This window comes from Streptomyces sp. NPDC045846, from assembly GCF_056431605.1.
Genome location: NZ_JBWKKJ010000007.1, coordinates 161,461 through 186,762 on the forward strand (window position 1 = coordinate 161,461; position 25,302 = coordinate 186,762).

At 73.5% G+C, this 25,302-nt stretch carries 16 protein-coding genes; 8 read left to right on the forward strand and 8 right to left on the reverse strand.

Annotated elements, in window-relative coordinates; all coding sequences use genetic code 11:
• Positions 1-221: 221 nt before the first annotated feature.
• Entirely contained in the window at positions 222-3,566 is a 3,345-nt protein-coding gene (locus tag AC07F3_RS21010; protein WP_479115991.1) for an ATP-dependent helicase, read from the reverse strand.
• Between the two features lie 161 nt (positions 3,567-3,727).
• Positions 3,728-4,123 carry an MGMT family protein gene (locus AC07F3_RS21015; protein ID WP_479115992.1) on the reverse strand — a complete coding sequence of 132 codons (396 nt, stop codon included), beginning with the start codon at positions 4,121-4,123 and terminating at the stop codon, positions 3,728-3,730.
• A 221-nt stretch (positions 4,124-4,344) separates the two neighbouring features.
• Between AC07F3_RS21015 and AC07F3_RS21020 the strand changes: the two genes are divergently transcribed.
• Positions 4,345-7,206, forward strand: a complete 2,862-nt coding sequence (locus tag AC07F3_RS21020; protein ID WP_479115993.1) for a lysylphosphatidylglycerol synthase transmembrane domain-containing protein — start codon at positions 4,345-4,347, stop codon at positions 7,204-7,206.
• A gap of 64 nt (positions 7,207-7,270) precedes the next feature.
• Here the strand turns inward: AC07F3_RS21020 and AC07F3_RS21025 are convergent, their stop codons facing one another.
• Positions 7,271-8,005, reverse strand: coding sequence for a YwiC-like family protein (locus tag AC07F3_RS21025; protein ID WP_479115994.1), 735 nt, complete (start codon positions 8,003-8,005; stop codon positions 7,271-7,273).
• Positions 8,006-8,262: 257 nt separating this feature from the next.
• On the opposite strand from AC07F3_RS21025, the gene AC07F3_RS21030 reads away from it, so the two are divergent.
• The 7 genes from AC07F3_RS21030 to AC07F3_RS21060 all read left to right on the forward strand — a co-directional run bounded on the left by AC07F3_RS21030 (position 8,263) and on the right by AC07F3_RS21060 (position 19,015).
• Complete coding sequence (locus AC07F3_RS21030; RefSeq protein WP_479115995.1) at positions 8,263-11,922, forward strand: nitrate reductase subunit alpha; 3,660 nt, start codon at positions 8,263-8,265, stop codon at positions 11,920-11,922.
• Positions 11,922-13,442: a nitrate reductase subunit beta gene (gene narH / locus AC07F3_RS21035; RefSeq protein ID WP_479115996.1), complete on the forward strand. Its 1,521-nt coding sequence runs from the start codon at positions 11,922-11,924 to the stop codon at positions 13,440-13,442. The genes AC07F3_RS21030 and narH overlap by 1 nt, the downstream gene beginning before the upstream one ends.
• Positions 13,439-14,080, forward strand: a complete 642-nt coding sequence (gene narJ / locus AC07F3_RS21040) for a nitrate reductase molybdenum cofactor assembly chaperone (protein WP_479115997.1) — start codon at positions 13,439-13,441, stop codon at positions 14,078-14,080. The genes narH and narJ overlap by 4 nt, the downstream gene beginning before the upstream one ends.
• Positions 14,080-14,805, forward strand: a complete 726-nt coding sequence (gene narI, locus AC07F3_RS21045; protein WP_479115998.1) for a respiratory nitrate reductase subunit gamma — start codon at positions 14,080-14,082, stop codon at positions 14,803-14,805. Before narJ ends, narI begins: the two co-directional genes overlap by 1 nt.
• Positions 14,802-15,980, forward strand: a complete 1,179-nt coding sequence (locus AC07F3_RS21050; RefSeq protein WP_479115999.1) for a TIGR04053 family radical SAM/SPASM domain-containing protein — start codon at positions 14,802-14,804, stop codon at positions 15,978-15,980. The genes narI and AC07F3_RS21050 overlap by 4 nt, the downstream gene beginning before the upstream one ends.
• Positions 15,977-17,347, forward strand: a complete 1,371-nt coding sequence (gene hemG, locus AC07F3_RS21055) for a protoporphyrinogen oxidase (protein ID WP_479116000.1) — start codon at positions 15,977-15,979, stop codon at positions 17,345-17,347. The genes AC07F3_RS21050 and hemG overlap by 4 nt, the downstream gene beginning before the upstream one ends.
• Before the next feature lie 84 nt (positions 17,348-17,431).
• Complete coding sequence (locus tag AC07F3_RS21060) at positions 17,432-19,015, forward strand: alpha/beta hydrolase (RefSeq protein WP_479116001.1); 1,584 nt, start codon at positions 17,432-17,434, stop codon at positions 19,013-19,015.
• A gap of 128 nt (positions 19,016-19,143) precedes the next feature.
• Here AC07F3_RS21060 and moeZ read toward each other — a convergent pair whose 3' ends face one another.
• The 5 genes from moeZ to AC07F3_RS21085 all read right to left on the reverse strand — a co-directional run bounded on the left by moeZ (position 19,144) and on the right by AC07F3_RS21085 (position 25,139).
• Complete coding sequence (gene moeZ, locus AC07F3_RS21065; RefSeq protein ID WP_479116002.1) at positions 19,144-20,322, reverse strand: adenylyltransferase/sulfurtransferase MoeZ; 1,179 nt, start codon at positions 20,320-20,322, stop codon at positions 19,144-19,146.
• 63 nt (positions 20,323-20,385) lie between these two features.
• Positions 20,386-21,162, reverse strand: a complete 777-nt coding sequence (locus AC07F3_RS21070; RefSeq protein ID WP_479116003.1) for a spherulation-specific family 4 protein — start codon at positions 21,160-21,162, stop codon at positions 20,386-20,388.
• Positions 21,150-22,115, reverse strand: coding sequence for an NAD-dependent epimerase/dehydratase family protein (locus AC07F3_RS21075; protein WP_479116004.1), 966 nt, complete (start codon positions 22,113-22,115; stop codon positions 21,150-21,152). The genes AC07F3_RS21070 and AC07F3_RS21075 overlap by 13 nt, the downstream gene beginning before the upstream one ends.
• 145 nt (positions 22,116-22,260) lie before the next feature.
• Positions 22,261-23,409, reverse strand: coding sequence for a hypothetical protein (locus AC07F3_RS21080; protein ID WP_479116005.1), 1,149 nt, complete (start codon positions 23,407-23,409; stop codon positions 22,261-22,263).
• Entirely contained in the window at positions 23,406-25,139 is a 1,734-nt protein-coding gene (locus tag AC07F3_RS21085) for a DUF3492 domain-containing protein (protein ID WP_479116006.1), read from the reverse strand. The genes AC07F3_RS21080 and AC07F3_RS21085 overlap by 4 nt, the downstream gene beginning before the upstream one ends.
• Positions 25,140-25,302: the final 163 nt, after the last annotated feature.

The window sequence follows — 25,302 nt, forward strand, 5'->3', positions numbered from 1 at the left end:
GGGGGTGCTGACAATGCGGGTTCCGTGCGGGTGGGGGTGGGTGCGGTGGGGGTTCTCCCCCACCCCGCCCCTTCCCTCAACCCTCCGGGGGTGGGGGGAGGGTTGTTTGCTTCCGGGGGCTGCGCCCCCGGGCCCCCCGCGGGGGCTTCGCCCCCTGCACCCCCTTCGGGGCTCCGCCCCGGACCCCGGCGGGGATCGGGCCCGGGCCCCCTCGGGACGGGTTACTCCACCACCTGGCGGCCCTCCGGCTGGGCCGTGCACGAGGCTCGGAAGGTGCAGTGGGTGCAGTGGGTTCCCGGGGTCGGGGTGAAGCGTTCGTCCAGGACCTTGCCCGCCGCCGTGGCCAGCAGGTCGCCCACCCATTCGCCCGCCAGGGGCTGCTGGGCCTGCACCTTGGGGTAGGCGTCGCCTCCCTCGCGTTGGGGGGCGGGCTGGCGCAGGTGGACCAGCTCGGCGCCGCCCGGGTCCGGGCGGCGGCCCTCGAAGGCCTCGTCCAGGGCGCCCTCGCGGACCGCCAGCTGGTAGACGGCGAGCTGCGGATGGGCGGCGACCTCGGCGGCGGTGGGCGCCTGCTTGCCGGTCTTGAAATCGACCACGTACGCGCGGCCCTCGACGTCCCGCTCGACGCGGTCCATGGAACCCCGGATGCGCACCTCGTACTCGCCCGCCTCCAGGGTCACGTCGAAGCCGTGTTCCGTGGCGACGGGGGTGCGGCCCGCGCGGTCCAGGGTGTGCCACTGGAGGAAGCGTTCCAGGGCGGCGCGCGCGTTCTGCTTCTCTTGGTCCGACTTCCAGGGCGCGTCGAAGGCGAGCGCGTCCCAGACCGAGTCGAGCCGCTCCATCAGGACGGCGAGGTCGGCGGGCGTACGGCCGGAGGCGACCTCGTCGGCGAGTACGTGGACCACGTTGCCGAAGCCCTGGGCCGCTGTGGCGGGCGCGTCGGCCTTCACCTCGCGGCCCAGGAACCACTGGAGGGCGCAGGTGTTGGCGAGCTGGCCCAGGGCGCTGCCGGACAGCGCCAGGGGCACGTCGCGGTCGCGCAGCGGGACCTGCGAGCGGGTCGGCTCTTCCAGGCCCCACCAGCGGTGCGGATGCGCGGCCGGGACCAGCGGCTGGCCCTCGTCGTCGGTGAGCGCGGCGAGGCGGCCCAGACGTTCGGCGGCCGCTTCGCGCAGCGCCTCGGAGGCCTCCGGGTCGACGGTGGTGGCGCGCAGCTCGGCCACCAGGGCGGCGACCGCGAGGGGGCGGCGGGGGCGGCCGGTGGTGTCACGGGGCTCCACGCCCAGCTCGGTGAGGAAGCGGGAGGGCTGGTCGCCGTCGTCGGCCGGGGCCTTGACGGCGGTGACCACGAGGCGGTCGCGGGCGCGGGTCGCCGCGACGTAGAAGAGGCGTCGTTCCTCCGCCAGCAGGGCGCCCGGGGTGAGCGGTTCGGCCAGCCCGTCGCGGCCGATGCGGTCGGCCTCCAGGAGCGAGCCGCGGCGGCGCAGGTCGGGCCAGAGCCCTTCCTGCACCCCGGCGACCACGACCAGGCTCCACTCCAGGCCCTTGGAGCGGTGGGCGGTCATGACGCGCACCGCGTCCGGGCGGACGGCCCGGCGGGTCAGGGTGTCGGCCGCTATGTCCTGCGCGTCGACCTCTTCGAGGAAGTTGAGCGCGCCCCGGCCGCCGGTGCGCTCCTCGGCGCGGGCCGCGGTGTCGAACAGGGCGCACACCGCGTCGAGATCGCGGTCGGCGGCCCGGCCGCCCGCACCGCCGCGCAGCGCCGCGCGCTCCAGCCGCTGCGGCCAGGGGGTGCCGTTCCACAGCTCCCACAGCGCCTCGGCGGCCGTCCCGCCGCCCTCCAGGAGCTCGCGGGCCTTGCGCAGCAGGGCGGCGAGGCGCTGGGCGCCGCGGGCGTACGAGGGGTCGTGCGCGACGAGGCGTTCGGGTTCGGCGAGGGCGCGGGCGAGCAGCACGTCGGAGGGGGCCGGAACGCGGTTGCCCGCGGCCCGCTCCTCGTCGCGCAGGGCCCGTCCGAGGCGCCGCAGGTCGGCCGTGTCCATGCCGCCCAGCGGCGAGGTGAGCAGGGTGTGCGCGGTCTCGGGGTCGAGCCAGGAGGGGGGCTCCGCCGGGCCGGTCGCGGTCGCACGGCGGGGGTGGACGAGGCTGACCCGACCGGGCGCGAAGGCCCCGGCCCCGCTCTTGAGCGCCGCCCGCGCGACCTGCCGCAGCGCGGTGAGGAGCGGCGCGGCCGCGGGCTCGTCGCGCAGCGGGGTGTCCGCGCCGGAGGTGTCGACGGGGATGCCCGCCGTGGTCAGGGCGCGGCGCAGCGCCGGGATGGTGCGGGTGCCCGCGCGGACCAGGACCGCCATCTCCCGCCAGGGCACACCCTCTTCGAGGTGGGCGCGGCGCAGCAGGTCCGCGATGTGCTCCAGCTCGGCGGAGGCCGTCGGGTAGGTGTACGTCTCGACGCGGCCGCCGGTGCGGGTGGGCGCCAGGTCGCGGTGCGCGCGGACCTGTTCGGCGGGGAGGCGCGGCAGCGGCATGCGGCGGGTCAGCAGCCGGGTGGCGGCCAGGAGCGCGGTGCCCGAGCGGCGCGAGGTGGTGAGCACCTCGACCGGCGCCGGGCTCCCGTCCGCGCGCGCGAAGGTGTCGGGGAAGTCGAGGATGCCGTTGATGTCGGCTCCCCGGAACGTGTAGATGGACTGGTCGGGGTCGCCGAACGCCACCAGCGTGCGCCCGCCGCCCGCCAGCGCCCGCAGCAGCCGGACCTGCGCCGGGTCGGTGTCCTGGTACTCGTCGACGAGCACCGCGTCGTAGGAGGGCAGCTCGACGCGCTCGGCGAGCAGCACCGCGCGGTGCACGAGCTCCGCGTAGTCCAGGACGCCCTGGAGGTCGAGGACGTCGAGGTACTCGGCGAGGAACGCCGAGGCCGCCTTCCAGTCCGGCCGCCCCGCCCGCTGGGCGAAGCGGGCCAGGGCGTCGGGTCCGAGGCCGAGTTCGCGGCTGCGGGCGAGCACCGCGCGCACCTCGTCGGCGAAGCCGCGCGTGGTCAGACAGGCCCGCAGTTCGTCGGGCCAGCTCACGTGCGCGAGCCCGCCCCGCTGGAGGTCGATCTGGCCGGCCAGCAGATCGCGTACGGCCACGTCCTGTTCGGGGCCGGAGAGCAGCCGCAGGGGCTCGCGGAACAGCTGGGCGTCCTGGTGCGCCCGGACCAGCGCGTAGCAGTACGAGTGGAACGTGGTCGCCTGCGGGCTCTTCGCGCCCGCGCCGAGGCGCAGCGCCATGCGGTCGCGGAGCTCGACCGCCGCCTTGCGGCTGAAGGTGAGCACCAGGACGCGCTCGGGATCCGTGCCGGCCGCGACCCTGGCCGCGACGGCCTCGACCAGCGTGGTGGTCTTGCCGGTGCCGGGCCCGGCGAGCACCAGAAGCGGACCGGAGCCGTGGTCAACCACCCTGCGCTGCGGTGCGTCAAGGAGAGGGGGATCCACCGGGTCCGGCGGTGTGCGCACCAGTCGGTACGCGCCGGGGGACCGCCGACGTGCCTGCTGGTACGTCGTACGCCCGGTGGAGGAGGAGGAGCTCACGTGGATCGCCGGTCCTGGTGGGTGTGCTGGTGGTGAGGGTGTGGACGGGGCCTGCGCGGCCGGCGCAGACCCTCGACGGTACGCCGAACCGTGCCCGGCACGCAGCGGGTCATCCGTACGGTCCTCAGGCCGCCCCCGGCGGCGCCGGATGGCGGAAGCTGTCAGGTATGAGACGCCCCGCCGCCGACCGCGCCGCCGCCGGAGCCGTCCCAGCGCGCCCGTCTCATGTCGAGCCGCGGCAGATGGCCCTCGGCGGACCGGCCCGCCTCGCGCAGCGGTGTGCCCTCGTCCCGGTAGTGCTCCAGGGCGCGCAGCTCGTGCCCGGGCAGCAGCGCGCCGTCCGACCGCACCACCCGCCACCAGGGCACCGCGCCGCCGTAGAGCGCCATGGCCCGGCCGACCTGGCGCGGCCCTCCCTCGCCGAGCCACTCCGCGACGTCCCCGTACGTCATCACCCGGCCGGGCGGAATGTGCTCGGTCACTTCGAGCACCCGCTCCGCGTATGCGGGGATCTCGGGCAGCGGCTCGCCCGCCCGGTCCCTCTGCTGCTGGCTCATCCGCTCCATCCTGCCGTACGCCACCGACAGTCGTCCCGGGCCCGGTCGTACCCGGGCGCGCTCCGGCCGGGGAGTGCGCACGGGGCGCAGCTCACACCGCGCACGCCCGGGCAATGCACCCTGATGCCCCCCTGGGATCTCTGGACATGCCACCATCATGCGGGCGGTGAGCGGTGATACGAGACAGAGACAAGACGGACGAGTCAGCGAAGGAGCGGGGCGTGCAGCCACCCGAGGCGGCGGCGAGCAGCACCCCCGGAGCGGGGCGGCAGCCCGCCGCGTCCGGTGCTGGTGAGCCGTCGGACGAGGCGGGAACTCCCGGCGCCGGGGCGGACGGCTCCAGCGGCGACGCGGGCCACGAGCGCTCCGGCGCCTTCGAGGACGCCGGAGGCCCCGGCCGCCCGCAGGACTCCGGCGCCCCGGAGGACGGCGAGGGCGGCGAGCCCCTGTGCGACGACACGTCGGGCTCGATCGAGCGCGTCTCGGTGGACGAACCGCTGCTGCCCGCGCGCGTGCACCGTCCCTCGGACCTGCTCCGGCTGCTCACCGGTGTGCTCGCCATCGCCGCCGTACTGGCCATCGCCGCGTTCGCGCACGGCACCACGTCCGGCCTGGAAGACGACATCGCCAAGGGCACCACCGGCACCCCCGACGTCCTGATCCGCCTCGCCGGGCTCGCCTCCAGCATCGCCGTCCTCGTGCTGCCCGTCGCCTTCGCCATCGAGCGGCTGATCAAACGCGACGGGCTGCGCATCGCGGACGGGGTGCTCGCCGCGGTCCTCGCGCACGGCGTCGCCCTCGCCACCGACCTGTGGGTCGCCAAGTCCGCACCCGGCTCGATCACCGAGGCGCTGACCCGGCAGACCGCGTCGGGCACCCTCACCGACCCCGTGCACGGCTATCTCGCCCCCGTCATCGCCTACATGACGGCCGTCGGCATGGCCCGCAGACCCAGATGGCGCGTGGCGCTGTGGGCGGTGCTGCTGCTCAACTCCTTCGCGGTGCTCGTCGGCAGACAGACCACCCCGTTCTCGATCATCGTGACGATCCTGATCGGCTGGACGGTCGCGTACGGCACGCTCTACGCGGTCGGCTCGCCCAATGTGCGGCCCACCGGGCAGACCCTGCTCGCGGGCCTTCGCCACGTCGGCTTCAACCCGGTGTCCGCGCTGCGCGCCGAGGACGTGCCCGACTCGATGGAGCAGGGCGAACGCGGCCGGCGCTATCTGGTCACGCTGGAGGACGGGCCGCCCCTCGACGTCACGGTCGTCGACCGCGAACAGCAGGCCCAGGGCTTCTTCTACCGCGTCTGGCGCCGTCTGACGCTGCGCTCCATCACCACCCGCCGCTCGATCCAGTCGCTGCGCCAGGCCCTGGAGCAGGAGGCGCTCCTCGCGTACGCGGCGATCGCGGCCGGGGCCAACGCGCCCAAGCTGATCGCCACGTCGGAGCTCGGCCCGGACGCCGTGATGCTGGTGTACGAGCACACCGGTGGCCGCTCCCTGGACTCCCTGGAGGACAAGGAGATCACCGACGACCTGCTGCGCGAGACGTGGCGGCAGGTGGAGGCGCTCCAGTCGCGACGGATCGCGCACCGCAGGCTGGCGGGCGACGCGATCCTGGTGGATCGTTCCGGCAGGGTGATCGTGACCGATCTGCGCGGCGGTGAGATCGCGGCGGGCGACATCGTGCTCCGGATGGACATCGCCCAGCTGCTCACCACCCTCGGCCTGCGGGTCGGCGCCGAGCGCTCGGTGGCCTCCGCGCTCGACGTGCTCGGCCCGGACGCGGTCGCCGACAGCCTCCCGCTGCTCCAGCCCATCGCGCTGAGCCGCTCCACCCGGGCGACGCTGCGCAAGCTCGGCCGCGAGCAGGCGCAGCGCGAACGCGAGGCGGTCCTGGAGGCCTCGGACGCGGCGAAGGAGGCGAAGGCGGCGGAGGCGGCCGCCGCCAAGGAGGCCGCGGCACACCCCGAGGCCGTGCCCGCCGCGCCCGACGACCGCAAGGCGGTCAAGGCCGAGAAGAAGGCCGAGAAGCTCGCCATCGACGAGGCCCTGGAGGAGGCGCACGAGGACGATCTACTGACCCAGATCCGCCACCAGGTGCTGCTGATCCGTCCGCTGGCACCCGTCGAGCCGGTGCGCCTGGAGCGCATCAAGGTGAAGACGCTGATCAGTTTCGTGGCGGGCGCCTTCGCCGCGTACTTCCTCCTGGTGCAGCTCACCAACATCAAGTTCGGCGATCTGATCGCGAACGCCCAGTGGGGCTGGGTCGCGGCGGCCGTGCTGTTCTCGGCGCTGTCCTACCCCGCCGCCGCGGCCAGCCTGCTCGGCTTCGTGCCCGAGCGGGTGCCGTTCTGGCGGGCGGTGATCGCGCAGGTCGCGGGGTCGTTCGTGAAGCTGGTGGCGCCCGCCGCGGTCGGCGGCGTCGCCCTCAACACGCGGTTCCTCCAGCGCGCGGGGGTACGGCCGGGGCTCGCGGTGGCGAGCGTCGGCGCGTCGCAGCTCTTCGGGCTCGCCTCGCACATCTCGCTGCTGCTGATCTTCGGGTACGTCACCGGCACCGAGCAGACCTCGGAACTGTCGCCGTCCCGCACCGTGATCGCGGGCCTGCTCACAGCTGCCGTGCTGATCCTGGTGGTCACGGCGGTCCCGTTCCTGCGGAAGTTCGTGGTCAGCCGGGTCCGCTCGCTGTTCGCGGGTGTGGTGCCGCGCATGCTCGACGTCCTCCAGCGTCCGCAGAAGCTCATCACCGGCATCGGCGGCATGCTGCTCCTGACGGGCGTGTTCGTGATGTGCCTCGACGCGTCGATCCGCGCCTTCGGTACGGGGAGCGAGCACACGCTGAGCTACGCGAGCGTGGCGGTGGTCTTCCTGACGGCCAACGCGCTCGGCTCCGCGGCGCCCACTCCTGGCGGTGTCGGAGCGGTGGAGCTCGCGCTGTCGACGGCGTTGACGATCGCGGGCATGACCGCGGAGACGGCGACGTCCGCGGTGCTGCTGTACCGGCTCCTGACGTTCTGGCTCCCGGTACTGCCGGGATGGCTGTGCTTCAACTACCTGACCCGCAAGGGCCAGTTGTAACCCACCCCCGCCAAGCACAGCCCTGCCAGGGGCGCGGGGAACCCCGCGGGTGGCGGCGCTCGCGCTAGAACGCCGCCAGCACCACGCCCAGCAGCATCAGCGACCCCAGGATCTCCACCGCTCCCACCACCCCCACCCTCAGGCCCCGCCCGGGCAGCGCCGCCGCCCGCAGCAGATACAGCGCGAAGGGGATCGCGAGCCACGGGCTCAGGCAGGCGGCCGACACGAGGGCCACCGCGTGGTACCCCACCGAACTCCGGTAGTACGCACGGGAGTCACGCTCCCGGATCATCGTCTTCACGTACGGCACCGTCCCCCCGAAGTACAGGAGGCAGGCCAGCGCCGGGGCCACGCCCGTGCTCCACGCGCCGCCCCCGAGCCGCAGCGCCACGAGCAGCATCGCGCAGGCCGGGACCACCGCCGCGAGGCCGTTGAGCAGGGCGCGTTCCCGATTGCCGTACGCGTAAAGGGTGTTGACGGCGATGAAGGGCGCCGCGCAGGCCGCCGCGACCAGCAGCCAGGGGTGCGCCACCGCGAGGGGGATCCCGCAGACCGCCGTCCCGGCGGCGAAGCAGAGCGCCGGGCGGACGTGGCGGCGCGGCGCCCTCGGGTTGCGCGAGATCCGGCTCAGGCGCAGCCACTGCTGGGCGTGGTGGGCCGCGAGGTAGCCGAGCAGCCAGGCGCCGAGGAGCGGCAGATGCGCCCAGCGGGGGTGCCCGAGGAACGTACCCGCGGCGAAGGGGACGGCGAGCATCGCCCACGCCCCGTGCTGGTTCGGCAGCCACCGGCTCCGGCCCACGACACCCCGCCTTTCCGTTTCCCCGGAATGACCAAAAGTACTGGACGCCGCGTACTTGCGGCGCCTTTCCAGCTTTCCAGCCCTCCCCACGGGACATTTGCGGAATTAGGTCACCGCCCGGTGGGACCAAAGTCCCCGGGTTCCAAGAAAGGGCGGGCGTAAGGTCGTTGATGGCCGTCCGGAGGCGTCCGTATTTCCCGACAGGTCGTCCGGAAAAGGCCCGCTCACATTCTTTTTCCGGGCCGGAGGAGTTTCCGTTGCAGAACAGGGCGCAGACAGAGGCGCGGCACCCTCGCGGCGCCGCCGACGCACTGGTGCGGGCGGGCAGCTTCTTCACCCGCGCCGAGGTCTCCGAGGACCTGCGCACCGTGCACCGCACGGGCGGCCGCCAGGCGGAGTCCTTCTACCGGGACCGCTGGAGCCACGACAAGGTCGTGTACTCGACGCACGGCGTGAACTGCACCGGTTCGTGCCGCTGGAAGGTGTACGTCAAGGACGGCATCATCACCTGGGAGACGCAGGCCACCGACTACCCCTCCGTGGGCCCCGACCGCCCCGAGTACGAACCGCGCGGCTGCCCGCGCGGCGCCTCCTTCTCCTGGTACAGCTACTCCCCCACCCGGGTCCGCCACCCGCACGTACGCGGCGAGCTGCTCCGGATGTACCGCGAGGCGAAGCGGCGGCTCGGTGATCCCGTGCTGGCCTGGGCCGACATCCAGGGCGATCCCGAGCGGCGGCGCCGGTACCAGCGGGCGCGCGGCAAGGGCGGTCTGGTGCGGGCCAGTTGGGAGGAGGCCGTCGAGATCGTCGCGGCCGCCCACGTCCACACCATCAAGGAGCACGGCCCGGACCGGGTCGCGGGGTTCTCCCCCATCCCCGCGATGTCGATGGCCTCGCACGCGGCGGGCGCCCGCTTCCACTCCCTCATCGGCGCCCCGATGCTGTCCTTCTACGACTGGTACGCCGACCTCCCCGTGGCCTCCCCGCAGGTCTTCGGCGACCAGACCGACGTGCCGGAGTCCGGGGACTGGTGGGACGCCGCCTATCTGATGATGTGGGGCTCCAACGTCCCCGTCACCCGCACGCCGGACGCCCACTGGATGACCGAGGCACGCTACCGCGGGCAGAAGGTCGTCACCGTTTCCCCGGATTTCGCGGACAACACCAAGTTCGCCGACGAATGGATGCATCCGCACCCGGGAACCGACGGCGCGCTCGCCCTCGCCATGGGCCACGTCATCCTCAAGGAATTCTTCGTCGACCGGCAGACGCCCTTCTTCACGGATTACGTCCGCCGCTATACGGATCTGCCGTTCCTGGTCTCCCTGAAGGAGACCGAGGAAGGGCTCGTCCCGCACAAGTTCGTCACCGCGGCCGATCTCGGCGAGGACACGGAGAACGCCCAGTGGAAGACCGTCCTCGTCGACGACGCCACGGGGGAACCCGCCGTCCCCAACGGCACGTTGGGCCACCGCTGGGGCGAGAGGCCCGAGTGGAACCTCGACCTGGGTGACATCGTGCCCCGGCTCAGCATGCTGGGCTCCGGCGAGAGTGCCGAGGTCGTGCTGCCCCGCTTCGAGGAGGACGCCGACGGTGTCGTACGGCGCGGCGTCCCGGTCCGGCGCATCGGCGGCCGCCCGGTCACGACCGTGTACGACCTGATGCTCGCCCAGTACGGGGTGGGCCGCGAGGGGCTGCCCGGCTCCTGGCCCGCCTCCTACGAGGACCCGGCCACCCCCGGCACCCCGGGCTGGCAGGAGACCCTCACCTCGGTCCCGGCGGCCCAAGTGGCGCGCGTGGCAAGGGAGTTCGCGCACACGGCCAAGCAGTCCGAGGGGCGTTGCATGATCCTGATGGGGGCGGGCACCAACCACTGGTTCCACTCCGAGACGATCTACCGGGCGTTCCTCGCGCTGCTCACCCTGACCGGCTGCCAGGGCCGCAACGGCGGCGGCTGGGGGCACTACGTCGGGCAGGAGAAGTGCCGCCCGGTCACCGGCTGGGCCACCCTCGCGAGCGCCTCCGACTGGACCCGGCCGCCCCGGCACATGATCGGCGCGGGCTGGTTCTACCTCCACACCGACCAGTGGCGCTATGACACGCTGCCCACCGAGGCGCTGGCCTCGCCGCTCGGCGACGGGCGCTTCGAGGGCATGACCGGCGCCGACTGCCTGGCCGCCTCCGCCCGCATGGGGTGGATGCCGTCGTACCCGACCTTCGACCGCAACCCCCTCGAACTCGGCGACGCGGAGGACCCCGTCCGGCACGTGGTGGACGAGCTGAAGGCGGGGCGGCTCGGCTTCGCGGGCGAGGACCCGGACGCCCCGCGCAACTGGCCGCGCGTCCTGAACGTCTGGCGCGCCAATCTGCTCGGCTCGTCCTCCAAGGGCAACGAGTACTTCCTCAAGCACCTGCTCGGCACCCACTCCAACCTGCCCGACGACGGCCCCCGGTGCGCCCCGCGCGACGTGGCCTGGCACCAGGACGACGTCGAGGGCAAGCTCGACCTGCTGCTCGCGATGGACTTCCGGATGACGTCGACGACGCTGCTCAGCGATGTCGTGCTGCCCGCCGCCACCTGGTACGAGAAGCACGACCTGTCCTCGACCGACATGCACCCCTTCCTGCACGCCTTCACCCCGGCCGTGGACCCGCCGTGGCAGGCCCGCTCCGACTACGACGCCTTCCACGCGCTGGCCGTACGCTTCGGCGAGCTCGCGAAGGAGCACCTGGGGGTGCGCAGGGACGTGGTCGCGACCGCGCTCCAGCACGACACCCCGGGCGGCGAGATGGCCCAGCCCGGCGGGATCGCGCTCGACTGGTCGAAGGGCGAGTGCGAGCCCGTACCCGGCCGGACCATGTACAACCTGACGGTCGTCGAGCGGGACTACGGCGCGGTCGGCGAGAAGTTCGCCGCGCTCGGCCCCCTCGTGGACCGGCTCGGCGTCACCACGAAGGCGATCACCTTCGACGTCGCCGAGGAGGTGGCGTACCTGGGCGAGAAGAACGGCCTGGTGCGCGAGGGGGTGGCCGAGGGCCGCCCGCGTCTGGACACCGCCCAGCGCGCCTGCGAGGCGATCCTGTCGCTGTCCGGCACCTCCAACGGGCGCCTGGCGACGCAGGGCTTCGAGACGCTGGAGCGCCGGACCGGGCAGCGCATGGCGCACCTCGCCGCCGAGGCCGAGGGCAAGCGGATCACGTTCGCGGACACCCAGGCCCGGCCGGTCCCGGTGATCACCTCGCCGGAGTGGTCGGGCAGCGAGTCCGGCGGGCGGCGCTACACCGCGTTCACCGTCAACACCGAGCACCTCAAGCCCTGGCACACCCTGACGGGCCGTCAGCACTTTTTCCTGGACCACGACTGGATCCACGAGGTCGGCGAGGCGCTGCCGGTCTACAAGCCGCCGCTCGACATGCACCGCCTGTACGGCGAACCGGAGTTGGGCTCCACCGACGGGAAGCAGGTCGCGGTCCGCTACCTCACCCCGCACAACAAGTGGGCGATCCACAGCCAGTACCAGGACAACCTGTACATGATGACGCTCGGCCGGGGCGGCCAGACCATCTGGATGTCCCCGCAGGACGCGGAAGCGATCGGCGTGGCGGACAACGACTGGATCGAGGCGGTCAACCGCAACGGCGTGGTCACCGCGCGCGCCATCGTCTCGCACAAGATGCCCGCCGGCACCGTCTACATGAACCACGCGCAGGAGCGCACGGTCGGGGTGCCGAAGACCCAGAAGACCGGCAGGCGCGGCGGCATCCACAACTCGCTGACCCGGATCATGCTCAAGCCCACCCATCTGGTCGGCGGCTACGCCCAGTTGACCTGGGCGTTCAACTACCTCGGCCCGACCGGCAACCAGCGCGACGAGGTCACCGTCATCCGGCGCCGCGACCAGAAGGTGGAGTACTGATGCGCGTGATGGCCCAGATCGCGATGGTCATGAACCTCGACAAGTGCATCGGCTGCCACACCTGCTCGGTCACCTGCAAGCAGGCGTGGACCAACCGGCAGGGCACCGAGTACGTCTGGTTCAACAACGTCGAGACCCTCCCCGGCCAGGGCTATCCGCGCCGCTGGGAGGACCAGGAGAAGTGGAAGGGCGGCTGGGAGCGCACCCGCTCCGGCAAGCTGCGCCTGCGCGCCGGCGGCCGCCTCAAGCGGCTCGGCCAGGTCTTCGCCAACCCCGAACTCCCCGAGATCGACGACTACTACCAGCCCTGGACGTACGAGTACAAGAACCTGATCGACGCCCCCGCGGGCGACGACCTGCCGGTGGCGCGGCCCGTGTCCAGCTTGACCGGTGAGCCGGTCGACACCATCGAGTGGGGCCCGAACTGGGACGACAACCTGGGCGGCGCGCCGCGGAACGCCCCGCTCGACCCCATCGTGGAGAAGATCCGCGACGAGGTCGGCGAGAAGATCCGCTTCGAGTTCGAGCAGAGCTTCATGTTCTATCTGCCGCGGATCTGCGAGCACTGCCTGAACCCGGCGTGCGTCTCGTCGTGCCCGTCCGGCGCGATGTACAAGCGCGAGGAGGACGGCATCGTCCTGGTCGACCAGGACGCCTGCCGCGGCTGGCGGATGTGCGTGACGGGCTGCCCGTACAAGAAGGTCTACTTCAACCACGCCACCGGCAAGGCCGAGAAGTGCACCTTCTGCTTCCCGCGCATCGAGGTGGGCCTGCCCACCGTCTGCTCGGAGACCTGCGTCGGCCGGATGCGCTACCTCGGCGTGATGCTGTACGACGCCGACAAGGTGGCCGATGCCGCCGCCGTCGAGGACGAACACGACCTGTATCCCAGCCAGTTGGAGTGCTTCCTCGACCCGGCGGATCCGGCGGTCGTGGCCGCGGCCAAGGCGTCGGGCATCACCCACGAGTGGATCGAGGCGGCTCGCCGCTCCCCCGTGTACGACCTCATCGCCACCTACCAGGTCGCCCTTCCGCTGCACCCGGAGTACCGCACGATGCCGATGGTCTGGTACGTGCCGCCGCTCTCGCCGGTCGTCGAGGCGGTCGCGGCGAGCGGCCACGACGGCGAGGACGCCGGGAACCTGTTCGGCGCGATCGACGCGATGCGCATCCCGGTGGAGTACCTGGCCGAGCTGCTCACGGCCGGCGACACCTACCCCGTGGAGGCGGTCCTGCGCCGGATGGCCGCGATGCGCGCGTACATGCGGCGGGTCAACCTCGGCGAGGAGCGCGAGGAGTCCATCGCCGCCGCCGTGGGCCTGACCGGCACCGAGATGGAGGACCTGTTCCGGCTGCTCGCCGTCGCCAAGTACGAGGACCGCTACGTGGTGCCGAGCGCGGCCCGCGCCGACGCGGACGCCCTGGCCGACGCCCACCCGCTCGACGACGCCTGCCCGGTCGGCGAAGCGGCCCCGGGGCGCGTCCTGCTCAACCTCTCCGCCACCCGGAGGAGCGCGTGAATCCCGAGAGCCCAGCCGTCCTGCGCCTGGTCGCGGCCCGCTGCCTGCACTACCCCGACGACATGTTCTCCGCCCAACTCCCGCTGCTGCGAGCGGCGTTGCGCGACTGTCCCGGCCCGGCCGCCGAACGGCTCCAGTCCTTCGTGGACGTGGCGGCGGCCACCGATCCGCTGGACCTGGCCGCGCACTACACCGCCACGTTCGACACCCGCAACCGCCGCTGCCTGTACCTGACGTGGTGGACCGACGGCGACACCCGGCGCCGCGGCCTCTCGCTGGTCCGCCTCAAGCGGATCTACCGCGACCACGGCCTGGAGTTCAGCCACGAGGAGCTTCCCGACTTCCTCCCGGTGGCCCTCGAATTCGCCGGGCGCCACGAGGAGTCCGGCACCGAGCTGCTCCAGGAGCACCGGGCGGGCCTCGAACTGCTGCGCCTCGCCCTGACCGAAGCGGCCACCCCGTACGCCGACGTCCTCGACGCGGTCTGCGCGACCCTGCCCGGGGCCTCGCCCACCACGAAGGCCGAGGCGAAGGCGCTGGCCAAGGCGGGCCCGCCGCGGGAGACGGTGGGAATCGAACCCTTCGGGCCCGGCGTCGACCTCCCCTGGCCCGGCTTCCCCGAGAGGAAGGCATCCTGATGGACCTGCTCCTGTGGGGCGTGCTGCCCTATGTGTCGATCGCCCTGCTGGTCGCGGGCACCGCCTGGCGGGCCCGCTACGACCGGTTCGGCTGGACCACGCGTTCCACCCAGGTCCACGAGTCGCGGCTGCTCCGCGTCGGTTCGCCGCTCTTCCACTTCGGGATGCTCTTCGTCGTGCTCGGCCACGTGGTGGGCCTGGTGGTCCCGCGGAGCTGGACGGACGCGGCCGGGGTCGCCGACCACACCTACCACCTGGTCGCCCTGTCCACGGGCGCGGTCGCGGGGCTCGCGGCGGCCTGCGGCATCGCGATCCTGGTCTACCGGCGGTTCACGGTCACCGCCGTGCGCCGGTCGACCCTGCGCGGCGACCACCTGATGTACACGTTCCTGCTCGGCGCGCTCTTCCTCGGCCTGACCGCGACGGTGATGAGCTCGGTCGGCGCCACCGGCGACTACAACTACCGCGAGGGCGTCTCCCTCTGGTTCCGCTCGCTGTTCACCTTCCAGCCGGACTACGCCCTGATGGGCGCGGCCCCGCTGGTCTTCAAGCTGCACGTCCTGTTCGGCTTCACGCTGTTCGCGCTGATCCCGTACTCGCGCCTGGTCCACATGTTCAGCGCCCCCGTGCGGTACCTGTTCCGGCCGTACGTCGTCTACCGGCGCCGCGATCCGGGGCTCACCGCCACCCGGGCGGCGCGGCGCGGCTGGGAGCGGGTGCGATGAGCGGGCACACGCTGGTGCGCAGGCCCCGGCACGCGGTGGCGGAACGCCCCTTCATCGTCATCTGGGAGGCCACCCGGGCCTGCCCGCTGGCCTGTCTGCACTGCCGTGCCGAGGCGCGGCCGGACCGCGACCCGGGTGAGCTCGACGGGGTGGATGCCCGGCGCCTGATGGACCAGATCGCCGCGTTCGGGAAACCGGGCCCGCTCTTCGTGATCACCGGCGGCGACCCGTTCCAGCGCGCCGACCTCAACGAGCTGGTGCGGTACGGGACTTCGCTCGGCCTGCGGGTCGCGGTGTCTCCGTCCGGCACCCCGACCCTGACCCGCGCCAACCTCACGGCGGTGCGGGGCGCGGGCGCCGTGGCGCTCTCCCTGTCGCTCGACGGCTCGACCGCCGCCCGGCACGACGCCTTCCGCGGCGTCGACGGCGTCTTCGACTGGACCCTGGAGGGCTGGCGCACCGCGCGCGAGCTCGGCCTCAAGGTGCAGATCAACACCACCGTCACCCGCACCAGCCTCCCCGACCTCGCCGACATCGCGGCCGTGGTCAAGCACGAGGGCGCGATGCTCTGGTCGGGGTTCATCCTGGTGCCGACCGGGCGCGGCGCGGGACTCGACGCCCTCACCCCCGACGAGATCGAGGACGTCCTCCACTTCCTGTACGACTGCGGCTCCGTCATCGCCACCAAGACGACCGAGGGCCACCACTTCCGCCGCGTCGCCCTTCAGCGGGCCATCCTGGCCCGACACGGCGAACAGCCCGACCTTGGGCCCCTGTACCGGCAACTCTTCGCACGTGCCCAGGAGTTGGACCTGTTCTCGGGCGAGGGGCGGCCGGTGCGCAGGCCGCCGATGGACGTCTCGTCGGGCCGGGGCTTCGTCTTCGTCTCCCACACCGGCGAGGTCCACCCCAGCGGCTTCCTGCCCGTCTCGGCGGGCAACGTGAAACACCATCCGCTCACCGACATCTACCGCGGCTCGGCCCTGTTCACGACGCTCCGCGACCCCGCCCTGCTGCGCGGCAGGTGCGGGCGCTGCGAGTTCAACTCCGTGTGCGGCGGCTCGCGTTCACGGGCGTACGGGCTGACCGGCGACGTGCTCGCCGCCGACCCGTGGTGCGCGTACGAGCCCGGCACCTTCCCCCATCAGGACGACCTCCGAGAGCTGGCCCCATGACATCGCGGCGATCGGTCATCGTCATCGGCGCAGGCATCAGCGGCCTCGCCGCCGCCTGGCGGCTGCGCGGGCGGGCCGAGGTCACGGTCCTGGAGAGCACGGCCCGCATCGGCGGCAAGCTGCGCACCGGCACGCTCGCCGGGGTGGCGGTCGACGAGGGCGCCGAGTCCGTGATGGCGCTGCGCCCCGAGGCCGTCGAGCTCGCGGAGGCGGTCGGTCTCGGCCGGGCCCTGGCCGACCCGGCGCCCGCCCCGGTCACCGTGTGGACGCGGGGCGCGCTGCGCCCGATGCCCGCGGGCCATGTGCTCGGCATCCCCTCCGACCCGGCGGCGCTCGCCGGGACCGGCCTCCTGTCGGACGCCGGCCTGGCACGGCTGCGCGAGGAGGGGGCGAGACCGGCCGCCCCGGTCACCGAGGACGTGTCGATCGCCGCCTACCTGGGGGACCGCATCGGCCGCGAGGCCGTGGACCGCCTGGTGGAACCGCTGCTCGGCGGCGTGTACGCGGGCAGCACCGACCAGCTGTCGCTGCGCTCGGCGATGCCGGGCGTCGCGGGCATCGCGGGGCGCGGCGAGCCGCTGCTCGGCGCGCTGCACGGCCGCCCCCGCCCGAAGGGTCCGCTCGTACGCGGCATCGCGGGCGGCACCGGGCAGCTCCCGCTCGCCGTGGCGCGGGCGAGCGGCGCGCGCGTCCTGACCGGGACGACCGTACGGGCCCTGGAGCGCACCGCGTCCGGCACCTGGCGGGTCGGGGCGAACACCGCCGACGGCCCGCTGCTGCTGGCCGCCGACGCAGTGGTCCTCGCGCTGCCCGCCTTCGCGGCGGCCGCCCTGCTGCGCCCGCACGCGGCGACCGCCGCCCGCGAGCTGGCCGCGGTTCCGTACGCGAGCACGGCCGTGGTGACGATGGCCTTCGCCCGCGACCGGGCCGGGCTCGGCAGGCTGCCGTCCGGCAACGGCTTCCTGGTGCCGCCCGTGGACGGCCACACCGTGAAGGCGGCGACGTTCCTCTCCAACAAGTGGCGCTGGCAGGCGGACGCCGCCCCCGACCTCTTTCTGCTCCGCGCCTCCGTCGGCCGGGCCGGCGAGGAGCACCTCCTGGAGCGGCCCGACCGCCATCTCATCCGTACGGCCCTGACCGATCTGCACCACGCGGCCGGTCCGATCGGTGAGCCCGTCGCGGCCCGCGTCACCCGCTGGGAGCGGGGCCTGCCCCAGTACACGGTGGGCCACGCCGCCCGCCTGGCCGGGATCCACGAGGACGTCGCCCGCCTGCCGGGCCTCGAAGTGTGCGGCGCGGCCTACGAGGGCGTGGGCATCGCGGCCTGCGTCGCGACCGGGTTCGCGGCGGCGGATCGCGTGGCCTGACCGGCGGCCGGTCCCGGGCCGGGCGCCACCCCGATGGGCCGCCCCGCTGGCGCGCCCCCCGCCTGCCCGCCGCAGGATGGGGAGATGGAACACCACCGTGCCCCGCGCAAGCGGACCCGGGCCGCCGCGTTCAGCGCCGCCGCCGTACTGCTCGCCGCCGGCTGTTCCAGCGGCGGCAAGGACGACAACGGGCTCGGCTCCGGCACGGCCGATCCGGCCAAACTCGCCACGCAGAAGCTGGACTGGAAGGCGTGCTCCGCGCCCACCGCCGCGGAGGGCACCGGCTCCGCGCCTTCCCCGCTGCCCGGCGGCGCCCAGTGGAAGTGCGCCACCATGAAGGTGCCGCTCGACTACGCGGACCCCAAGGCCGGCACGCTCGACCTCGCCCTCATCCGGACCGAGGCCACCGACAGGGCCCGACGCATCGGCTCGCTGGTGTTCAACTTCGGCGGCCCGGGCGGCTCCGGCGTGACCACCCTGCCCGCGGCGGCGAGCGACTACGAGGCCCTGCGCGGCCGCTACGACCTGGTCAGCTTCGACCCGCGCGGGGTCGGCGCCAGCGCGCCGGTGCGCTGCGAGAACGACACCCAGCTCGACGCCTACTTCGCCCAGGACGCGACCCCCGACGACGCCGCCAAGGAGAAGGCCTACATCGAGGGCCTCAAGTCGTTCGCCGTCGCCTGCCAGGACAACTCCGGCAGGGTCCTCCCCCACGTCGGCACCACCGAGGCCGCCCGCGACATGGACCTCCTGCGCCAGGTCCTCGGCGACCAGAAGCTGTACTACATGGGGATCTCGTACGGGACCGAGCTCGGCGGCGTCTACGCCCACCTGTTCCCCAAGAACGTCGGGCGGGCCGTCTTCGACGCCGTCGTCGACCCCACCAACGACGTCGAGCAGGGCGCGCTCGGCCAGGCCAAGGGCTTCCAGCTCGCCCTCGACAACTTCGCCCAGGACTGCGTGAACCGCGGCGACAAGTGCCTGCTGCGCGGCACCGACGTCAAGGAGGTCGAGGACGTCATCGTCAAGCTGCTCGCCCAGCTCGACACGAAGCCGATCCCCGCGGGCAACAGCGGACGGCAGCTCACTCAGACGCAGGCCACCAACGGCATCGCGCAGGCCCTGTACTCGAAGGAGTACTGGCGGCTCCTGGAACAGGGCGTCGACGAGGCGGAGGGCGGGCAGGGCGCGCTGCTGCTCGCCCTGTCGGACGCGATGAACGGGCGCGGCAAGGACGGCACCTACAGCAACATCCAGGCCGCCAACGCGGCCATCAACTGCGCCGATTTCAAACAGCGTTACTCACTGGAGCAGACGAAGGCCAAGCTCCCGGAGTTCCGTGCCGCCTCCCCGGTCTTCGGCGACTTCATGGGCTGGGGCCTCATGGGCTGTTCCGCATGGCCGGTCGCCGGACAGTGGACCAACCCCGACGTGAGCGCGCCGGGCGCCGCCCCCATCGTGGTCGTCGGCAACACCGGCGACCCGGCGACCCCGTACGCGGGCGCCCGGAACATGGTGGCCAAGCTGGGCCCGGGCGTCGGCGTGGAGCTCACGTACAAGGGCCAGGGGCACGGGGCGTACAACAGCGGTGACAAGTGTGTGCAGGGGGCTGTGAACGCGTACCTGTTGGACGGAAAGGTCCCCTCCGCGGGGGCCGTTTGCCAGTGACCCGGCGCCGCTTCGGAGTGCGTTCGTCCGCGGGCCGTCTGTGGCTGGCCGCGCAGTTCCCCGCGCCCCTTGAGACCAATGGGGTCGGCCCGCACTTCTCGTGCGGGACCGACCCCATTGCCCGGCGCCTAATAAATCGGCTTCTCCGGTTCGATCTGGTTGACCCAGCCGATCACGCCGCCGCCCACGTGCACCGCGTCCGAGAAGCCGGCGGACTTGAGGACCGCGAGGACCTCCGCCGAGCGGACACCCGTCTTGCAGTGCAGGACGATGCGCTTGTCCTGGGGCAGCGCCTCCAGGGCCGTGCCCATCAGGAACTCGTTCTTCGGGACCAGCTTGGCGCCCGGGATCGAGACGATCTCGTACTCGTTCGGCTCGCGGACGTCGATGATCTCGATCTTCTCGTCGGCGTCGATCCACTCCTTGAGCTGCTTGGGAGTGATCGTCGAGCCCATGGCCGCTTCCTGGGCCTCCTCGGACACGACGCCGCAGAAGGCCTCGTAGTCGATGAGCTCGGTGACCGTCGCGTTCGGACCGCAGACCGCGCAGTCGGGGTCCTTGCGGACCTTCACCTGGCGGTACTGCATCTCCAGGGCGTCGTAGATCATCAGGCGGCCGACCAGCGGCTCGCCGACACCCGCGAGGACCTTGATCGCCTCGGTGACCTGGATCGAGCCGATCGAGGCGCACAGCACACCGAGCACGCCGCCCTCGGCGCAGCTCGGGACCATGCCGGGCGGCGGGGGCTCCGGGTAGAGGCAGCGGTAGCAGGGGCCGTGCTCGGACCAGAAGACCGAGGCCTGGCCGTCGAACCGGTAGATCGAGCCCCACACGTACGGCTTGTTGAGCAGCACGCAGGCGTCGTTGACCAGGTAGCGGGTCGCGAAGTTGTCCGTGCCGTCGACGATCAGGTCGTACTGGCTGAAGATGTCCATCACGTTCTCGGCCTCGAGCCGCTCTTCGTGCAGGACCACGTTCACGTACGGATTGATGCCGAGGACGGAGTCGCGCGCGGACTCCGCCTTGGAGCGGCCGATGTCGGCCTGACTGTGGATGATCTGGCGCTGGAGGTTCGACTCGTCGACCTCGTCGAACTCCACGATGCCGAGCGTGCCGACACCGGCGGCGGCCAGGTACATCAGGGCCGGGGAGCCGAGACCGCCGGCGCCCACGGCGAGCACCTTCGCGTTCTTCAGCCGCTTCTGCCCATCCATCCCGACGTCGGGAATGATCAGGTGGCGCGAATACCTGCGGACCTCGTCTACGGTGAGCTCAGCTGCTGGCTCGACCAGGGGTGGCAGCGACACGGAAACTCCGTTTGTCGGTAAGTCAGTACGGTTGTTCTCTGCGTAACACTGCCACGCGCCGCCTCATTCCGAGATACCCGGTCCGATCCGCGAGACGATTTCGTCCCAGTAGCCGGGCAGTGTCTCGAATGGATCGATATATCCGTTTCCCTTGCGGGGCCGGTCGTCGCGGTCCGTGAAGTAGATCGTGCCCGCGCCCTGCCAGCGGGCGATCCGCAGGGCCTCTTCCAGATGGGTCCTGGGCACCCCGTGCACCAGGTGGCAGAAGCGCTCCGGCGGGTAGTCGGCGGTCCACTCCGCCACCTGCGACCAGCGGTAGTCGGCCCATGGCCCGGTGTAGGTAATCAGCTGGTCGGCCGCCTCCGCGTAGCCGGGGTACGGGTGCGTGCCGTGCCCGAGGACCAGGTGGGCGCCCTCGCGCAGGGCCCGCAGCGTGTCCAGGGTGCGCCGCATTTCGGGAAGCGCGTCTCGCTCCGTGGGACAGCGGTGGAGCAGGAAGCCGTCGACCCGGTACCAGTCGAGGTAGCGGTGCGCCTCGGAGATCTGCTCTCCGAAGGAGCGCGTCCCGTACGCCGTGTCGAGGTGGCCGAGCACCCGGATCCCGGCGTTGCGCAGTCGCCCGACGGCTTCGAGGCAGTGCGGGTCGGGCCGGGCGCCGGGGCCGCCCGGCGTGCCGCCGGACACGTTGAGCACGGCCCAGTGCAACGGCGTTCCGGGGCGGGTGAGTTCGGCCCATTCGACGGGGGCGACCAGCGGGTGGGCGTAGCCCGGGACACCGAGTCCGAGCCGGTCGGCGCCGGTCGCCGCGCGCTGCCCGAGGAGCCGGGTCAGATTCGGCATGCCGCCTCCATCCAGATGTCCGCGAGGGACTCCTCCAGGTTGATGCGGGGCCGCCAGCCGAGCCGGTCGCGGGCGGTGCGCACGTCCGCCTGCTGCCAGCTGCCGCAGCCGTCGGGGTAGGGGGCGGGCGCGGCGAGGTGTTCGAGCCCGGGCTCGCCGGGGCGCGGGGAGCCGATCATGCCGGGGCGCATGACGGGGGGGCCGTCGAGTTCGTGCAGGGCGCCCGCGTAGCCCGCGACCCGGGCGAGGACGGCGGCCGCGTCGCGGAGCTTCACCGAGCGCCCGGTGCCGATGTTGACCACGCCCTGCGCAGCCGAGAGCGAGGCCGCGTGCACGGCCCGCGCCACGTCGCGCACGTCGACGAAGTCCCGCTGCACGCCGAGCCCGCCCAGCTTCAGCTCGCCGTCGCCGGACTGCATGGCACGCCGCATCGCCTCCGCGAGCCGGCCGAGCGGCGACCCGGCGGGGGTGCCGGGGCCGACGGGCGAGAAGACGCGCAGCACGATCGCGTCGAGCCCGGAGCCGAGGACGAGTTCGGTCGCGGCGAGCTTGGAGACGCCGTACGGTCCGCCGGGGCGCGGCACCGCGTCCTCGGCGGTGGAGGAGCCGGGCTGCGAGGGCCCGTACTCCGAGGCGCAGCCGATCTGCACCAGGCGGGCGCCGCAGCCGCTGCGCCGCAGGGCCTCGCAGACGGTGGCGACGGCGACGGTGTTGTGCCGGGTCAGTTCGCGGGCGCCGCCCCGGGTGGCCCCGGCGCAGTTGACGACGACCCCGGGGTGCACGGCGTCGAGGAAGCGGGTCAGGGCTCCCGGGCTGCCGGTGGCGAGGTCGAACCGTACGTCGGCGTCGTCGCCGCGCCCGAGGGCGGTGAGCTGGACGGCGGGGTCGGCGAGCAGGCGGTCGGCGACGAACCGGCCGAGGTATCCGTTGGCTCCGAGCAGCAGCACCCTCATCGCACGGTCCTTCCGTGCGGGCGGCGGGAGGCCGGTGGCAGGGCGGTCATGTGTCGTTCTCCTTCAATGCCGTGCCGCCCGTTCCGTGATGCGGTCGGGCGGTGACGGCGCTTCGGTGGGGTGGGCGCTTCGGTCGTCGGGCGCCTCACTGGTCACAGTGGGCCGAGGCGCGGGCCAGCACGGCGGCGGCTCGGGCGAGCAGGGCGAGGGCGGCGGCGCCGCACACGGCGGCGGGCACCGCCCCGGCGCCCCAGGTCTGGACGACGGCTTCGACGGGTCGGCCGACGAAGGCGCACCCGGGCAGCCGCCCGGTGAACACACAGGCCAGGGCGAGCAGTTCGGCGCACGCGGCGGCGGTGAGCGTCTTCGTCGCGGCACGGGCGAACCCGTGCGCGGTCAGCAGCCGCGCCAGCCAGAGCAGCATTCCGAGCGCCAGTCCGTCCGCGAACACGTCTTTCCCGTAAGCGAGTTGGGCGATCGCCAGGCATCCCGCGAGGCCGCCGAGGAACAGGGCGGCAGCGGCCAGGAGCAGCGGCCGGGACCGCCCGGAGAACTCGGCGAGCCCTCGGCTCGACGCGAGCCTCCTGCGGGCCTGCGCCGAGAAGAGGTGCGCGCACCACAGCGCGGGGACGACGGCGAACGCGAGGCCGGTGGCCGCCGCGGGGTCCAGCGGCCAGCTCCCGTCGGGGCCGCCGTGCACGGCCTCGGTGAGCAGCCCGTCGCCGCCGATCGCGTACGCCATGAGCCAGCCGGCGCCGAGGCGGGCGGCGGGCCGGGTGCGCGGGTCGGAGCGCAGGGGGCCGCGGCGCAGGGTCAGGGCGAGGGCGGCCACGAAGGCGAGCGTGCCGACCGCGCCCGCGGCCAGGCGGACGCCGCCGCTGGTGAGCTGGACCCCCGCGACGGCGAGGGCGCAGACGATGCCGGGCAGCGGCGCCCACCATGCCCATCCGAGGGCACCGGGCGTCGACTCGGCCGCGGGCGGCGGGGGTTCGGTGTCGCGCGGCACCCGGGCGTAGAGCTCTTCGGCGAGCGAGAAGACGTCGCGGTGGCGGAAGCGCGCCGCGGTGCGGTCGGTGACGCCGTGCGCTTCGAGGCCCGCCGCGATCTCCAGCGGATCGACGGCCCGCTCGCACAGTTCGCGGTGGCGGTGCATGAGCGCCTTGACGGGGTCGGCGGGGCCGCGCCGGGGGGTGGCGGTGCGGCCCAACTCGCTCGGGGACGCCGAGGAGAGGACGTCCTTCGAGCGGGAGTCCCAGGCGGCGCCGGTGGCCGGGGCGGAGGGGAGGTCGGTCACGCGCCCGCCCCTTCCGCCTCGGCGTCGAGGCGCTGCTGGAGCAGCACGGCGATCGGGCCTCCCGCCCAACTCGGCTTCGCCGGGCCGGTGTTGACGGGCACGCGGGCCGCGGTCGGGGCCGCCCAGCGTCCCGGAACATGGGCCTCGGCGGGGTGCGCGAAGGGCTGCGGGGCGGCCGCGTCACCGGTCTGCTCGCGGTGGACGGGGTTGTGCGACATGAGCTCCAGGTAAATGCCGCGAAATGCCGCGAGGTTCTGCTCGACGGTGAACAGTTCGAGCGCGCGGGCGCGGGCGGCGGCGCCCAGCCGCGAGCGCCGCTCGGGGTCGCGCAGGAGCGCCACACAGGCGTCGGCAAGCGCGCGCGGGTTGCGCGGCGGCACCACCAGGCCCGTGCCGCCGATGACTTCGACGACCGCGCCGGTGTCGGTCGAGACGGTGGCCCGGCCGCAGAACATGGCCTCGACGAGGCTGATCGGGAAGCCCTCGACGACGCTGGAGAGCACCACGACGCTGCCGGCCGCGTACGCGTCGGCGAGTTCGGGCGCCTCGGGGCCGCCGATCTCCTCGAAGGAGACCGGGTTGTCGCCCACCGCGTGGGCGTCGGCGGCCTCGTCGGGGAAGAGCTGGGCGGCCAGCGCCCGGCAGTGGGCGAGGTAGGCGAGCGCCTCGGCGCCCTCGGCGGGCGCGGCGATCAGCCGCAGCCGCGCCCGCGGCTCCGCCCTGCGGACCTCGGCGAAGGCGTGCAGCAGCGCGATGAGGTCCTTCGCGGGCTCGATCCGCCCGACCCAGACCAGGGTGTGCGGGTCCCCGCCGTAGGCGCCTTCCCCCACGGCGTGGAAGCGGTCGGCCGACATGCCGGGGTAGACGGTGCGCAGCTTGGCGCGGTCGGCCCCGCAGCGCTCCTGCCAGCGGCGGGCGTGGGTGTTGCCCGGGGTGACGAGCTCGGCGCGGGCGTACACCTCGGCGGCGAGGCGGCGCTGGAAGCCCGCCTGCAACGCCCGGACGGGGACGGAGAGCCGGGCGTTGGCGAGGTACTGGGCGCGCAGCTGCACGCCGTACTCGGTGACCAGGAGCGGGACCCCGCAGAAGCGTTTGGCCAGGAGCCCGGGCAGGGCCGCGCGGCCGCCGGACGTGGCGTGGCTGAGGTCGGCCGAGCCGAGCGCGTCGTCGCCGTACCAGTCGAGCGAGAGCGGGCGCAGGGTCCGCTCCAGGAGGCTCGCGAAGGCGAGGTGGTCGGGCACCCGGGCGGCCTGGACGGCGCGGTTGGCGCCGGGCGCGCGGCAGGCGGCCTCCAGCATGCGGACGGCCGTCTCGGACCGCAGCCCGGCGGCGAGACCGCCGTGTTCGCGGGCGAGGGCGGCGAGCCCGTAGAGCCCCTCGGCGAAGCCGTCGCCCGGCTCCGGGTCCGCCTGCCCGTCCGTGCAGATCCCCCGGACCAGCTGCCCGAAGTGCGCGGCGAATTCCCGGCGTTCACGCCGTCCGTAGCCGCGCTCGCCGCGTCCGCGGCCTGTGCCGCACCCTTCGGGCGCCGCCCAGAGCGGGGCGGTGCGCACCCGCCGCACCTGGGGCGGCAGCGGCAGCAGGCCCCGCTCCTCCTGTTCCCGGCTGCGGCTCAGCGCGAATATGTCGAACTCGTGCCGCGCGAGCCCGCGCACGAGCCGGTCGCACCACAGCCTGGACTCGCCGGTCGTGTACGGATAACCGCCATCCGTGAGCAGTCCGATCCGCATGTGCGCACCCCCGATCTCCCTTGTGGGCGGTCACCGTTGGCAACGGCGACTCGCAGCGGGAAGAACGTAAGCGGTGATGCCGGTGGGGGGGGGGGGGGGGGGGGGGGGTGGGGTGGAGGGGGGGGGGGGGGGGGGGGGAGGAGTGCCTCTCCTTCTGGTGTGC